This window comes from Acinetobacter sp. 1542444, assembly GCF_000581835.1.
GTDB lineage: Bacteria > Pseudomonadota > Gammaproteobacteria > Pseudomonadales > Moraxellaceae > Acinetobacter > Acinetobacter pittii.
In genome coordinates this window covers 247,890-263,473 of the sequence record NZ_JEYA01000006.1, presented here as the reverse complement: position 1 = coordinate 263,473, position 15,584 = coordinate 247,890, and the positions used below count along the sequence as shown (strand labels likewise).

At 39.8% G+C, this 15,584-nt stretch carries 12 protein-coding genes and 1 tRNA gene; 4 read left to right on the top strand and 9 right to left on the bottom strand.

The window, feature by feature from the left end:
• Window positions 1–16: 16 nt before the first annotated feature.
• Window positions 17–736, bottom strand: coding sequence for a RadC family protein (gene radC / locus J580_RS20385; RefSeq protein WP_081274247.1), 720 nt, complete (start codon window positions 734–736; stop codon window positions 17–19).
• Window positions 737–835: 99 nt separating this feature from the next.
• Between radC and coaBC the strand changes: the two genes are divergently transcribed.
• Complete coding sequence (gene coaBC / locus J580_RS20380; RefSeq protein ID WP_002116235.1) at window positions 836–2,089, top strand: bifunctional phosphopantothenoylcysteine decarboxylase/phosphopantothenate--cysteine ligase CoaBC; 1,254 nt, start codon at window positions 836–838, stop codon at window positions 2,087–2,089.
• 64 nt (window positions 2,090–2,153) lie between these two features.
• On the opposite strand, the gene secF is transcribed toward coaBC, so the two are convergent.
• From secF to queA, 8 genes are all read right to left on the bottom strand, one after another.
• Entirely contained in the window at window positions 2,154–3,119 is a 966-nt protein-coding gene (gene secF, locus J580_RS20375; protein WP_016802533.1) for a protein translocase subunit SecF, read from the bottom strand.
• Window positions 3,120–3,127: 8 nt separating this feature from the next.
• A complete protein-coding gene (gene secD, locus J580_RS20370; RefSeq protein ID WP_002116237.1) occupies window positions 3,128–5,029 on the bottom strand; it encodes a protein translocase subunit SecD in 1,902 nt (633 codons plus the stop codon).
• A 51-nt stretch (window positions 5,030–5,080) separates the two neighbouring features.
• Window positions 5,081–5,410: a preprotein translocase subunit YajC gene (gene yajC / locus J580_RS20365; RefSeq protein WP_002116168.1), complete on the bottom strand. Its 330-nt coding sequence runs from the start codon at window positions 5,408–5,410 to the stop codon at window positions 5,081–5,083.
• A gap of 97 nt (window positions 5,411–5,507) precedes the next feature.
• On the bottom strand, window positions 5,508–6,641 hold the full coding sequence (tgt, locus tag J580_RS20360) for a tRNA guanosine(34) transglycosylase Tgt (protein ID WP_005804726.1): 1,134 nt from the start codon (window positions 6,639–6,641) through the stop codon (window positions 5,508–5,510).
• A gap of 153 nt (window positions 6,642–6,794) precedes the next feature.
• On the bottom strand, window positions 6,795–7,364 hold the full coding sequence (locus tag J580_RS20355; RefSeq protein ID WP_017385650.1) for a LemA family protein: 570 nt from the start codon (window positions 7,362–7,364) through the stop codon (window positions 6,795–6,797).
• Window positions 7,365–7,449: 85 nt separating this feature from the next.
• Entirely contained in the window at window positions 7,450–8,478 is a 1,029-nt protein-coding gene (locus tag J580_RS20350) for a hypothetical protein (protein WP_032005572.1), read from the bottom strand.
• Window positions 8,479–8,574: 96 nt separating this feature from the next.
• Window positions 8,575–9,576: a hypothetical protein gene (locus J580_RS20345; RefSeq protein WP_032005570.1), complete on the bottom strand. Its 1,002-nt coding sequence runs from the start codon at window positions 9,574–9,576 to the stop codon at window positions 8,575–8,577.
• A gap of 85 nt (window positions 9,577–9,661) precedes the next feature.
• Window positions 9,662–10,699, bottom strand: a complete 1,038-nt coding sequence (queA, locus tag J580_RS20340; RefSeq protein WP_032005568.1) for a tRNA preQ1(34) S-adenosylmethionine ribosyltransferase-isomerase QueA — start codon at window positions 10,697–10,699, stop codon at window positions 9,662–9,664.
• Between the two features lie 182 nt (window positions 10,700–10,881).
• On the opposite strand from queA, the gene J580_RS20335 reads away from it, so the two are divergent.
• The 3 genes from J580_RS20335 (at window position 10,882) to glnE (ending at window position 15,574) form a co-directional block, all read left to right on the top strand.
• Window positions 10,882–10,968 (top strand) — tRNA-Leu (locus tag J580_RS20335).
• 516 nt (window positions 10,969–11,484) lie between these two features.
• Entirely contained in the window at window positions 11,485–12,756 is a 1,272-nt protein-coding gene (locus J580_RS20330; RefSeq protein ID WP_032005566.1) for a sensor histidine kinase, read from the top strand.
• Between the two features lie 67 nt (window positions 12,757–12,823).
• Window positions 12,824–15,574: a bifunctional [glutamate--ammonia ligase]-adenylyl-L-tyrosine phosphorylase/[glutamate--ammonia-ligase] adenylyltransferase gene (gene glnE, locus J580_RS20325; RefSeq protein ID WP_032005564.1), complete on the top strand. Its 2,751-nt coding sequence runs from the start codon at window positions 12,824–12,826 to the stop codon at window positions 15,572–15,574.
• Window positions 15,575–15,584 lie beyond the last annotated feature (10 nt).

Below are 15,584 nucleotides of genomic sequence, written 5' to 3'. Positions count from 1 at the left end.
TGGTACTTTGTCAATATCATTGAAATGATATTGTTGCTGAGTTGAGCAGTTGTTGTTCAGCAAAGGAAAAGCTCCCTTCTGGTGAGATAATAAAATGGTCAAGCAAACGAATTTCGACAAGCTGACAAGCCTGTTCAAGTTGCTGAGTTAAGGCAATATCTTCGGAAGAAGGCTGCGCTGAACCAAATGGATGATTGTGTGCAATAACGAGCTGGCAAGCATGTTGCTGTAAGGCGTAGCGTAGGGTTTGATTGACCGAGACTGCGCAATGCTGAACTGAACCAAAGAATAGCTTTTTAAAATGAAGCTTTCTTAATTCGGGATCTAGGCACAAAACAGCAAAGACTTCTTGTTTTTCGCCTTTTAATTCATAACGCAGATAATCCAAAACTAAATCTGATGAATGAAGGCTGATATTATTTGTCTGGAAGTGATGATCGAGATAACGCCGTCCAAGTTCTTTGACTGCCAGTAATTGTGAATATTTCGTTGCCCCAATGCCATTAAATTGAGTTAACTCACTAAATGAGGCATCAAACACGGCATTAAGATTACCGAAGTGCTGAATGAGTAAACGAGATAACTCGACTGCTGAATGTTGCCTTGAACCTGAGCGAAGAAAAATCGCGAGTAGCTCAGCATCTGATAAACTTTGTGGACCTTGTTGTAATAACCGTTCTCTTGGCCGTTCTTGTTCAGGCCAATTTTTAATAGAAGTATTCATATTCCCCAGCATTATTCGCTTAAAATTTTATTTTGTTTGCCCAATCAATCTTGGGTCTGCGCGTATTTAATGCTATTGTGAGCGCCACTGCAACAGAAAGGTATCCTGTTCGTGAGCTTTGATCTAAGTGTTATTCCTCATAAAAACATTGTTTTAGCTGTTACTGGCGGAATTGCTGCCTATAAAAGTGCTATCTTAGTCCGCCGCCTCAAAGATTATGGCTTTGACGTGCGAGTGGTGATGACACATGGTGCTCAGGCATTTATTACACCACTAACTTTTCAGGCTCTTTCTGGTAATCCTGTTCATACTGAACTTCTAGACCCTGCGGCTGAAGCGGGTATGGGACATATTGAATTAGCACGTTGGGCTGATTTATTACTAGTCGCACCTGCAAGCTGTGACACATTGGCTAAATTTGCGAATGGTTTGGCAGATGACTTGCTCAGTACAGTTTTTTTGGCAACAAAATCTCCTGTCTGGGTAGCTCCGGCGATGAACCAGCAAATGTGGGCTGCTAAAGCTACACAACGTAATTTGCAAACCTTGGTCGAAGATGGCGTGCATGTGATCATGCCGGATGCGGGTGAGCAGGCTTGTGGTGATGTTGGCTTAGGCCGTATGCCTGAGCCAGAAGAAATTGCTCGCCAAGTCGCTGGCTATTTCCATCAAGCTCAACGTGCCATCGCTGAGAAATTTGGGCTGTTGGCAGGTAAGCGAGTAGTTATTACTGCTGGGCCAACACGTGAAGCGATTGACCCTGTCCGTTATATCTCAAACCATAGTACTGGAAAAATGGGCTTTGCTTTAGCCGCTGCTTGTTATGCTGCTGGCGCGCAAGTGACTCTGATTGCGGGACCTGTAAGTTTAGATACGCCTAATGGTGTTCAACGTGTAAATGTTGCCTCAGCACGACAAATGCTCGATGTCAGTATGAGTTCACTAGAAACAGGCTGCGATATTTTTATTGCGACTGCGGCAGTTGCAGACTATCGCGTAGCAGAAGTTGCTGAGCATAAAATTAAAAAAGCAGGGGATGAGTTGAATGTTTCCCTTGTCAAAAATCCAGATATTGTGGCAACAATCGCAGGTCAGGAAAAACGTCCATTTATGGTGGGCTTTGCAGCCGAAACGCAAAATGTTGAAGAATATGCGGCAGGTAAACTTGTTGCTAAAAAATTAGACATGATTGCGTGTAACGATGTATCACGTGCTGATATTGGGTTTGCTTCTGATGAGAATGCGATGACAGTTTTCTTTGCTGAAAGCTATCACATGAAAAAGCGTGAGTTGGAGAAAGCATCTAAACAGGAAATTTCTCAACAATTGGTTGAAGCTATTTCGGATGCATTACGCCGTAAATAATTTTTGAATCAAATAAAAAACCGCGAATGAATCGCGGTTTTTTATTTGTCTTTTTTTAGACAGCTTAAGGAATTTCATCCTCAAATTCAGGTTTAACCTGAACGATGAAGTCTTGGCGGTTAAGACCACGCCACAATGCAAATGCAGTACCGATATAAATTGAAGAATAAGTACCAACAAATACACCAACAAACATTGCCACAGAGAACCAGTGTAGACCATCGCCACCTAAGAACATCATTGCTAGTACAACCAGCAATAACGTCATTGAGGTATGAATCGTACGACGTAAAGTCTCAGTTAACGCAATATCGACGATTTCACGAGGAGTCGCACCGCGAATCTTACGGAAATTTTCACGGATACGGTCTGACACTACAATGTTATCGTTAAGCGAGAAACCAATAACAGCAAGTACCGCAGCTAACACTGTAAGGTCAAATGGCCATTGGAATAATGCAAAAGCACCAATAATAATGATGATGTCATGGAATAAAGACATTACGGCACCCATCGCGAGTTTGAACTCAAAACGGATGGTTACGTAGATCAACATTAAGATAAGTGCAAGTGCAACGGCACCAGCAGAACGAATATATAACTCGTTACCAACTTGGCCACCTACAGAGTCCACTTTATGAACTTCGGCAGCATTATTTGGTAATTGTACAGCCTTAGTGATCGCGTTATTAAGATCTTCAACCTTAACTTCTTGTACTGGCATGCGCACAAGTAAGTCTTTATTACTGCCTAAGGTTTGTACTACAGCATCTTTAAAACCAGCTTTATCGAGTGCCTGAATAACTTCAGACTGATTGGCTGGTTGAGCATAGTTAAGCTCAGCTGAAACACCACCTGTAAAGTCCAAACCGAGGTTAAGACCTTTAGTCGCAATAAAGAAAATACTTGCCAAAGTAATAAGGATCGAGAAGATCGCTGCAGGTTTGGCAATCTTCATGAACGGGATGATTTTTGCATCATCCGGACGACCATATTGTTTTGAATCTTGTTGAGTCACTTTAGTCATCATCGATCTCCTTAAATGCTCAACTTTTTCAAATTACGACGTTTGCCATAAATGATTTGTACGATTGCACGAGTTACTGTAATTGCAGTAAACATCGAACAAATAATACCGATCATTAATGTCACGGCGAAACCTTTGATTGGGCCTGTACCAATTGCAAACAGGATGAATGCAACAAGGAACGTGGTTAAGTTCGAGTCAAAAATGGTGTTATAGGCTCGATCATAACCGGCCACAATGGCCTGTTTGGGTGAGGCCCCCCAGAGCATTTCTTCTCGGATACGCTCACATATCAATACGTTCGCATCGACCGCCATACCAATGGTAATAACGATACCGGCAATACCCGGTAAGGTGAGGGAAGCTCCAATCCATGACATCACGGTTAAAATCATTGCCAAGTTAAACACAAGAGCAAAGTTCGCTATTAAACCGAATACACGGAAGAAAACCACCATCCAGATTGCAACGAGCAAGAAGCCGATTTGAGTAGACAATACACCTTTATCAATGTTTTCTTGACCAAGGCTTGGACCTACTACACGCTCTTCAACAAAGTACATTGGCGCAGCCAAAGCACCAGCACGAAGCATTAATGCAAGTTCAGATGCTTCTTGAGGAGAACTTAAACCGGTAATACGGAAAGTCGAACCTAAAACAGCTTGAACTGTTGCAGCGTTAATGACTACAGACTCAGTATATGGCGTACGAACTTCTGTTTGTGCACCAGTTTTTGGATCTGTGACATAGTTAATTTTTTGCTTGTTCTCGATGAACAATACCGCCATGCGTTTACCAACCGCATTACGGGTTGCATCGGACATTAGCTTACCGCCAGCGCTGTCGAGCGTGATATTTACTTCGGCACCGCCAGAGTCCTGACTAAAGCCAGAGCTTGCATTTTGAACACGCTCACCAGTCAAGATTCGGTTACGTTGCAACAAGAGTTGACGACCGCTATCTAAAGACTCATAAGCAAAAACTTCTGTGCCCGGAGGTAAAGGTTGACCATTATATTTACCCGTATATGGATCGATATATTGATCATTTAAGTCAGAAACTAAACGGAATTCGAGGTTCGCAGTACGCCCTAAAACACGTTTAGCTTCAGCTGTATCTTGTACACCCGGTAATTCAACAACAATACGGTTGCTACCCTGACTTTGTACCAATGCTTCTGCAACACCAAGTTCGTTAATACGATTACGTAATGTTGTTAAGTTCTGATTTACCGCATATGACTGAATTTCTTGGCGACGTACATCGGTATAAGTAAGCTTTAAAGTAGAACCTGTAGAGCTTGCTAATGCCTGTTGGGTATATTCATTCCCATTACGACGTAAAAAATCCATTGCTGCATCACGGTCAGCATTGTCAGCAAATTGAACAGTGATCACATTATTCGTTAATGCAAGACTGTTAAATTTGATCTTGTTTTCACGGAACTGACGACGCAAATCGGTAGCAGAGGTTTCCATACGTTGGGCAACGGCTTTGTCCATATCTACTTCAAGCAAGAAGTGGACACCACCACGTAAGTCCAAACCAAGTTTCATTGGTTTTGCCCCAATCTTTTGCAGCCATTCCGGTGTGGTTGGTGCAAGGTTTAGGGCGACAACATATTCATCACCTAAGTCACGACGTAATACTTCTTTTGCCTTTAACTGCGCTTCAGATGAACTGACACGCAATAGGGCAGCATTATTTGTAAAAGTATTGTCATGGCTCGCAATATTTGCTGTTTTTAAAATTTGCTCTGCTTTTTTCACCACACTTTGATCAATTTGGGTACCAGCTTTGGCACCGGAAATTTGAACAGCGGGCTCATCCGGATATAGACTAGGCAGTGCGTATAATGTACTGATTACCAGAACAACCAGAATCAGTAAATATTTCCATGCAGGGTAACGCATTCGCTTTCTTCTTAAATGAAAAAGCCGTGCTAAAGCACGACTGTTTTATGATTAAAGGTTATTTAGAGTGCCTTCAGGTAATACTGAAATTACGCTGGCACGCTGAATTTTTACTTCTACACCACGGCTAAGTTCAACAACTGCATAGTCACCTTCAATTTTGGTTACTTTGCCCATTAAACCGCCAGCGAAAACAACTTCACTACCAACACCTAAGCTCTCGATCAAAGAACGGTGTTCTTTAGCACGTTTTGCTTGAGGGCGCCAAATTAAGAAATAAAAGATTGCAACGAATACGACAATCATCAAGATGTTTGGCAAAATACCATTAGTTGGGCCAGCTGCCGGTGCTGCATGAGCAGCAGAAATTAAAAAGCTCATTTTGATTTCCTAAAGTTAAAAATATGAGTCAGATAACTGACATAATCCTAATTCGTTTTGCAATTTACCTTGTCTTGAGGTTGAGCGCAAATCTGACTTATTCATCAACCGGACATGGTGGAACTTCTAAACCACGACGGGTATAAAAGTCCTGAACAAATTCATCAAATGTGCCATTGTCTAATGCATCACGCATACCTTCAGTTAAACGTTGGTAATAACGTAAGTTATGAATAGTACCGAGCATAGATGCCAACATTTCTCCACATTTTTCAAGGTGGAATAGATAAGCACGGGTAAAGTTCTTACAAGTGTAGCAATCGCAATGTGGATCGAGTGGACTCTGGTCATGGCGATATTTACTATTACGAATACGTACCAGACCATCAGTGACAAAATAATGACCGTTTCGCGCATTACGAGTCGGCATTACACAGTCAAACATATCGACACCACGGCGCACCGCTTCAACGATATCTTCTGGTTTACCAACGCCCATCAAATAACGGGGTTTGTCATGCGGCATTTTATTCGGTAGATAATCTAAAACTTTGATCATCTCTTCTTTAGGTTCACCTACAGATAAACCGCCAATTGCGTAACCGTCAAAGCCGATTTCTAAAAGGCCATTTAAAGACTCATCGCGTAAGTCTTCATACATGCCACCTTGAATAATGCCAAATAACGCATTGTGATTTTTGAGCTCATCATGATGATGGGTTTTACAACGTTTTGCCCAGCGTAAAGAAAGCTGCAATGATTTTTGAGCTTCTTCATGTGTCGCAGGGTAAGGTGTACATTCATCAAAAATCATCACGATGTCAGAGTTCAAGACCTGCTGAATTTCCATAGAAATTTCAGGTGATAAAAATACTTTTGAACCATCAATCGGTGAGCGGAAAGTAACACCTTCCTCTTTGATTTTGCGCATTGCGCCAAGACTAAAAACCTGGAAACCGCCAGAGTCAGTCAAAATTGGCTTATTCCATTTAATAAAGTCATGTAAACCACCGTGTTCTTTAATCACTTCAAGACCCGGACGCAAATATAAATGGAATGTATTTCCTAAAATAATTTGTGCCTGAATGTCTTCGATGTCACGAGGTAACATGCCTTTGACTGTGCCGTAAGTCCCCACTGGCATAAAAACAGGTGTTTCAACAACACCATGTTCTAAAGTTAAACGACCACGACGGGCGCGCCCCGACTGACCTAATTTTTCAAACTTCATCTAAAAATCCTGAACACGAGCAGAGGCGAAGAAACAGTTCGCTGCTAAAAAGAGGGCTATTTTCCTTGATTCTGCGACGTAGTTCTACTACTAAATGTAGCTGGTTATAAAATAGATAAATTTCCGATAGTTTAGATACTATTTTTCTTCCTATTAAAAATTAGGTTTATAGTCAAAATTTTCATTAACAAGATTATCTCTAAAAGGGCGAATCGCTTTCTTGGATAAAGTTAAGGTGTTAATGAGATTATTAGGGAATACTTCAATCTGGTTATTGAATAGCTCGACATTACGGTTAAAAATGCTAATTGCTGCACCAACATTTTCATTTTGTTCCTGAATATCATCCATCATTTTGCTATACAGCGAATCAGCTTTAAGCTCTGGATAATTTTCAACAACAACGTTTAAGCTTCGAATAAGTTCTTGGCTCATTTTCTCGATCTGTTGTAGCTGAGAAATATCAGTGTTATTCACATTTAAATTAAGAATTTGTTGACGTAATTGAGTAACCTTTTCTAATGTCGATTTTTCAAATTGAGTATATTGATTGAGTGTTGATTCGAGGGATTCCAAGGTCTTTACTTTTTGACGCTCGAAATTGGCAACTTCAGCCCAAGCTCTTTTAGTCGCATTAAAGTAACGTACGATGGTGTTACGGATGTGAACGCCCCAGACAATCAGGACGACGAAAATCCCCAAGAAAATAAATAAACCTGTCATTTTCACTCCTCTTATTTTTGTTGCCTCATTGAGCCTTTTAACTTCTTATTTTTTGATAAGTTGCCAGTTCAGCGCTACGAGAGATTTATTTAATTAAATTAAGCATTAATTGCTGAAATTTTTCATATTGCGGCATAGTCATGGTACGCAAATGTCCACGTAATGCTGAAATATCCTGTATTTCACTTTGCTTGCTGGTGGTCTGAAAAAGATCTTGTTCACCGAGATAACACAAAATTTGCTCTTCATGATGATAAATTAAATCACCTTTAAAGTGTTGAAAAAAATCATGAAGTTTTAAAGTTATGCTTGGGCTAACTTCTTTAGCTAATTGGTGTTGGGCAGTACCAAAAATATTGAGCTTTTGGTTAATCAGGATGTCAGTGCTTTGCCATTCAGTTAAATAAGGTGCAAAAAAGCGAGAACGTTGGTTACTTACAGCAATACCCAATGCAGGCATTTGAAATATATAAGCGCCCCATAGATCTCTATGGATCTCTTTAACTATTTTTTTGTCACTATCCTGATTTTGAAGAATGGGTAAATTATTTACATAGTGATATTTGAACAGCAGAACTTGATGTTCTGTAATTCCATCATCCCACGTAGTCGAAGCAAACTGAGTAATTTCGTTAGATTCATTACCCCGATTAAACAGTGGAAAATGTTGCTTTAATTTGCTTAAGACTAAAATTGGTTGAGATTGAATAGGAAGATAGGCCGGTAACTGTTGTAACCGTAATCTATAACGTAAAGTGGTGATACGTTCTTCTAAATAGTGAATGACTTCGTTTAGAGGTTTTTGCGGTTCATAGAGCAAATAGGTCAGAAAACCAGTTAAAAATGCCCATAAGAGGCTCAAAATATATTGAATATGAGGATGAAAAAAGTATCCAAATAATAAAGTCGTAATACTGCAAATACCTAACAAATATGGCAATACATTAACAAAACGAAGGTTAGGATCTTCACGCCATGGATGTAACGCATTTAAAAGCTCTTGATCTGTTTGTGACTTTTTTCCAGCATCCCAAAGTCGAGCAATATTGCGCAAAACCTGTGTATTTTTCTTACGTCTTATATGCAGAGCTTCTTGTAAGGTATCAATTGGCATGGAAGTAATGAGGTCATTATCATAAAGTACTATTTTTAGATTATCTTTTAAATTGAACGAGATAAATAGAAATAATTCCTAAATAAATAATTACTTTTATAATTTCGGCATTTGAGTTTCATTAATGAAATGCTGCAATGTATTTGAAAATTGCTCAAACTCTGGCATTGAAAGAGTTTCAAGGCATTCAGCAAGCTCGCGTACACTAGCGCCATATAAACTTTGTTGGCGTAAAAGATTTACATTACAGAGCCAACATAATGCAGATGTTTCAGGGTGTACATAGAAATCCCCTGGAAAATCTTCCAACATTTTTTCTAATAATAACAAACGGTCTGGGCTTAGAAATTTTACTAAATCCAACTCATTAATTCCGCTTTGTTGGTACTTTTGATTAAAACGGATATCACTTGATTCCCAAGCTACTCCTAAGCGACAAACCTTTTTCTGTTTACTTGAAATACTAACTCCGCGAACTGGAAAATTCTCCAAAATGACGCCGTATAAATTATAGCTAACATCTTTTAGTTCCCATTTACCTTTTGAATTATAGGCCATCTCTCGATTGACATAATGGTATCTAAAGATTTTATAGGGGTGAATTGTTTCTCTTACTTGCCACTTGCCGTGTATTGCAGTTAAAACTGAATTTTGTTGATTGCCTAACTTAAACAAAGGAAAGTCTGAAGCGGATGTTCCTTCTTTAGGTAGGTTATCTTCAGTTGCAAATTTGAAATTATATTTATGTTCATAATAATAAACTTGGATATCTTGAAGTAGGCAAATCAGTTCGGCAGTTGATGCTCTATGATAAAAACCGTAAAAGATTGCAAGAATGGCAAAAGGGAAGAAGTAAATCGAGATTAAAAAGCCTAATGCCATACAAACTAAGGCGAAAATTGTAGCATTCCAAAAAATATAATTTCGAATATCAAGTTGTTGGGTGCCTGTCCAATTTTTTAATGAATGAATAAGTATTTCTGGAGGTAATTGCTGATTAAGTAAATTTCTTAATGCCTCAATATTTTTTAAAGTAATTTTGTTATGTGTATTTTGATTGTCAAAAGCACTTTGAATTTTTTGAAAAAACAGTTTCATAAATTTTATTATTAGTCAAAATTGTAGTTGGGTCAGCTGGATTAAACTTTAAATGAGCTTATAAAATTTAACCCAGCTTAAATTTTTAAACTTCTAATTTATCAATCAGCATTGCATCGCCATAACTAAAGAAGCGATAGCGGCCTTTAACTGCATGTTCGTAAGCAGCTAAAATGTTGTCTCTATTTGATAGCGCTGATACCAACATGAGCAGGGTAGACTCTGGTAAATGGAAGTTAGTAATTAAACGGTCTACGATGCAGAACTCATAACCTGGATAGATAAAGATTTGTGTGTCGCCCGTCCAAGCTGCAATTTTACCGCCATGAGCTTGAGCTGCACTTTCTAAAGCACGTGTCGCAGTTGTACCAATGGCAATCACTTTATTACCACGTGCTTTAGTCGCCAAAATTAAATCAATGGTTTCTTGAGGAACATCACACCATTCACTGTGCATGACATGATTGGTAATGTCATCAGTACGAACAGGCATAAATGTGCCAGCACCGACGTGTAAAGTCACAAAAGATTTTTGAACATTTTTTTGCTCTAACTTTGCTAGTAACTCTTCGTCAAAGTGCAAGCTCGCAGTAGGAGCGGCAACACTGGCAATTTTTTCAGGATTATGGAAAACCGTTTGATAGCGTTCAGTGTCAATTTCTTCTGCTTCACGGTTAAAGTAAGGTGGAATAGGTAACTGGCCATATTGCTCAAGAACAGGCAAGATCGGCTGTGAAAACTCAACCACAAATAAATTTTCGTGACGGCCACGTACAATCACAGGAATATTATCTGCACCAACAAAAAGCTCTGCACCCGCTTTAGGTGAGTTGCTAGATTTGATATGACAATACGCTGTGGTGTGGTTTAGCATACGCTCAACCAAAATCTCAATAGCACCGCCTGTAGAGCGTTTTCCTTTAAGTCGAGCTTTCATGACCTTGGTGTCATTAAGCACCAACAAATCACCTTCTTCGAACAGATCGATAATGTCTGTGAACATGTGATCATGATATTGACCCTTTGAATCTAGGTGCAACAACCGCGAAGCACTACGTGATTCGAGAGGGTAACGGGCAATGAGTTCATCAGGTAATTCAAAGGAAAAGTCAGACAGTTGCATATTTGAGAAAAAACACCACAAAAATTGGGCCTAGTATAAACTTTTTCGCTTTTTTATGGCTGTGCTTCTGACCTAAATCATGAAAAATGTTTAAATGATCTAAAAGTGAACGATAATATTCACTTAGGGTTTGACAAGTTTTACAAACGCGCTAATATACGCAACACAAACATACTTCCTCTCCCGAGGTGGTGAAATTGGTAGACGCGGCGGACTCAAAATCCGCTGTCAGAGATGACGTGTCGGTTCGAGTCCGACCCTCGGGACCATATTTAGAATCGCAAGATTCTACGAAAACCCCTAAGCTAACGGTTTAGGGGTTTTTTGTTGGGTATAAAAAAGTGGATAGAGCTTAAGAAATTATTATTTGATCCCGAGGGTCGGACTCGAATTTCTAGCTATAAATTTAGAGCTTATAAAAATCTTTCATTTTTTTAGCTCAAGAAGTTCTTGTTTAAATACCAAACATCTTTGATAAAAGCGAAACTGAGTAAGAATCTAAGCTCTTATTCAAAATAATATTTTTTGACCATCTTTTACGAGTATTCTGAACTCGTATTTCTAACATCTTACAACTCTTTACCTTCAAACATTTGTTGTATTTTCCTCAAGCATACCCACTTTATGTATCTGAAAACCTTTAATTGAAACTTCACATTTCTATTTTGAAAAGAACGTTGCTCTTTTAATGTACTGTGTTAAAGTTTGTAGTAGATCATAATGATTATAAGTACATTTCTTGAGAGCGGTTCCGACCAAAAACGACATAATCTGTGAGGCGGGCAATGACATTCCAACGTTTAGAACTAAATCAGGTTGAGCAGTTAAGTGCTTGTAGGATATCTCTGTTGCTTGGATTAAATGCCGAGCAGAACTACATCGAGCAATTTTTCCGGTTTAGTCTTCGTCTTTTGAATTGTAAAAAAGCCTTATTGACTTTTAATCAGGAACCTTACTTTTGGCACCGTTGCCCTGAAGGCATGACCGCCATTTCATTTAAACCATCGAAGCATTTAAAACAGTGCTTTGCCAAACAACAGACCATTAATCACTTACATCCCTCATATCAAAATTTAATCAACTATTTAAAAGAATTAAACATCGAGTGCAGCAGGGCACTGGCCGTGCATCTTTTACACCCTGATAAAACCTCGATGGGTTTTGCTGTCTTTTTTGATGACGATGCGGCAAGGTTCGAAGATGACGATATTCAATTGTTGCTCGATTATTGTTCTACTTTTATGCAGCAAGTCGAGTTGAAGTTTAACTATGAAGAGTTAAACGAGCTCTATGAACAACAAGTTGCAATTAATTCGAGTAAGACAAAATTTTTCTCGATTATCTCACATGACTTACGTGCACCGTTTCATGGATTGCTTGGATTTTCTGAAGTACTTGCCAAAGAGCGTGAAACCTTAGATGAATCTAGTATTCAAAACATTGCAGATTATTTATACGACACCTCACAATCGACCTATAACTTACTTGAAAGCTTACTGACATGGGCGATGGCCGAGGGAGGGCGTTTTGTCTATCACCCAATTAATTTTAAACTTAGACAAGTCAGCAATATCGTTTGCGATGTACTGCATACTTTAGCTTTAAAGAAAAATATTGAACTGGTTAATGGTGTTCCAGATGATTTAAACATCTACGCCGATATCAATATGATGACTTCCGTGATTCAAAACTTGGTGTCAAATGCGCTGAAATTTACCGACGTTGATGGATCAGGCAAAGTCTTTATTGAAGCCAGGCAAGCGGATACAAATGTAGAAATTACTGTTCGAGACACAGGTCTGGGCATGACCGAGCAACAAATGGCAAATTTATTCCATCCACGTATTACTGCTAGCTTTAAAGGCACTGCAGGGGAAAAAGGTGCTGGCTTAGGTTTGAGTCTTTGCAAGCGTTTTGTCGAGATTAATCAGGGGCAAATTACTGTTAGCTCTAAAGAAGGGGTTGGAACGATATTTAAGGTTCTATTACCTTCAGCTCAAGAAAGTCATGAGGTGCATACCGAACATCATTCTTCATCAGAAGCAAAATTAGTCTAATCCCTTTTCCTAACACTACTCGAACTGCTATAACTAAAAACAGAGTACGAGGAAAAGAGCTTTTTATATGAATGCGGAGCAGTTACAAAAAACATTGCGTGCCAGTCAGTACGCAGAACAAGTTTTAGGTTTGAATCAAGCTGTTTTAGAACAAGATTATCAAATAGATCAATTTACTGCACCGCTCTCGACCGAACAGATTTACCAATTTGTACAGACCACGCTAGATGGGATTGGTGATGAAACGCTTTGGATGCGCGGAATGCGCATTTTACGTAGCCGTTTAATGTTCCGCTGGATTTGGCAGGATGCCAATCAACTGACCGATGTGGTCACACTCACTCGCGAACTTTCTGATTTTGCAGATGCTAGTATCTGTGCTGCAAAAGATTTTGCGCGTGTCGCACTTGTGGCGAAACATGGGGAACCGATAAGTTACTCTGGTAAAGTTCAAGATTTAATTGTGGTTGCCATGGGTAAACTTGGTGCCCAAGAGCTTAACTTGTCGAGTGATATCGATTTGATTTTTGCCTTTGATGAGCAAGGGGAAACCAATGGCCGCAAATGTATTGATGTACAGCAGTTCTGTATTTTGTGGGGACAAAAACTCATTTATTTACTTGAGCACATTACCGCAGATGGTTTTGTGTTTCGAGTCGACATGCGCTTGCGCCCTTGGGGGGATGGCTCGGCATTAGCGATTAGTCATGCCGCTTTAGAAAAATATTTAAGTCAGCATGGTCGTGAGTGGGAACGCTATGCGTGGATTAAAGCGCGTGTTGTGACTGGAGGTAAAGAAGGGCAAGACTTGTTAGAAATGACACGTCCTTTTGTGTTCCGCCGTTATGTCGACTACACCGCTTTTGCCGCGATGCGCGATATGAAAGCCATGATTGAGCGCGAAGTGTTACGTCGTCATATTGAGGATGATATTAAACTTGGGGCGGGTGGTATTCGCGAAATTGAGTTTATTGTTCAGGTCTTTCAGCTTATTTACGGCGGTTCTAAACGTGAGTTACAAGACCGTCAATGTTTAGTCAGTCTTGAGCACATTGGGGAAGCTGGCTTATTAGAAAAACAAGCTGTATTAGAGCTTGAAGATGCTTACCTATTTTTACGCCGTGTTGAACACGCGATTCAAGCTCTAAATGATCAACAAACCCAATTATTACCAGAAGAATTGGACTTAAGGCAACGCATTATAGATACCTTAGGTTTTACGAGCTGGAATGAGTTTCTCGATGTTCTTAATGAAAAACGTCAAAAGGTAAAAGTTCAATTTAAGCAACTGATTGAAGATACCAGCTCTAATGCCGCAACTGAAAATTTTGGGCAGTTAGAGCAGCAGTTAGATGAAGTGCTGGACGATAATGCGAAAAATCTGATTCATGAGTTTTGGCATGGTCATGCACTTAAAAAACTTCCTTCAAATGCTGTGCAGCGTTTAAAAGCGTTTTGGCCTCATTTAATTGAAGCGATCTTACAGTCTGAACAACCACAAACTGCACTGTTGCGTTTAATGCCACTGATTGAATCAGTCATGCGCCGAACCGTGTATTTGGTGATGTTGATTGAAAGTAAAGGCGCTTTGCAACGCTTAGTGAAAATGGCGACGGTGAGTCCGTGGATTTGTGAAGAACTGACACAGTATCCAGTACTGTTGGATGAGTTCTTATCGATGGACTTTGAGTTACCAAAGCGTAAGGACTTAGAAGACTCATTACGTCAGCAGTTACTCCGTATTGAGATTGATCAGGTCGAAGACCAAATGCGAGCACTTCGCCTGTTTAAAAAGAGCAATGTGTTAACTGTTGCTGCAAGTGATGTCTTAGCTGAAAGCCCTCTTATGAAGGTTTCCGATGCATTAACTGATATTGCTGAAGTCAGTGTAAATGCAACTCTCCATTTAGCTTATCAGACCGTGGCGAAGCGTCATGGTTACCCATGTGATGTTGATGGAAAACGCTGCTCTCTAGACTACAAAGCTTTTGCTGTCATTGGTTATGGCAAAGTGGGTGGTATTGAGCTGGGCTATGGTTCTGACTTAGACCTTGTCTTTATTCATTACCTAGATGAACAAGCTGATACGGATGGAACCAAGTCAATTAGTGGCTTTGAATTTGCTATGCGTGTTGCTCAAAAGTTTATGTCTTTGATGACTACGCAAACGCTAGATGGTCGTGTCTATGAAATTGATACACGCTTAAGACCTTCAGGTGAAGCAGGTTTATTGGTAACAAGCATGAAAGCCTATGAACACTATCAGTTGAAAAGTGCATGGCTTTGGGAACATCAGGCATTAGTACGTGCGCGCTCTATTGCAGGTGATGAGGTGCTTTGCCAGAAATTTGAAATATTTCGACGCGAGATATTGACTCAATCTAGAGATGAGGCTTATGTTCGTGAGGAAGTGTTGAAAATGCGTCAGAAAATGAAAGACCACCTAGGTTCGTCTTCTGAACAAAAAAAACATGGTATTTTTCATTTAAAACAGGACGCAGGTGGTATCGTCGATATCGAATTTATGGCACAGTATGCTGTACTTGCATGGAGCGGGACGAAACCCGATCTCGCCCATTATTCTGATAATGTAAGAATATTAGAAGATGCTGCTAAAGCAGACTGCTTATCCAGTGAAGATGCCACAGCATTAATTCGAGCCTATCTTAGTGAACGTGCCGAAAGCCACCGTTTAGCCCTTGCAAATCAATCCATGCAAGTCAGCGCAGCGGACTGGCGTAGTACCCGTGCGGTCGTTTGCAATTTATGGCAAAGATTAATAGACCCAACCGCTTCGGTTGAGTTGGATAGTGAATGATTTTATAACA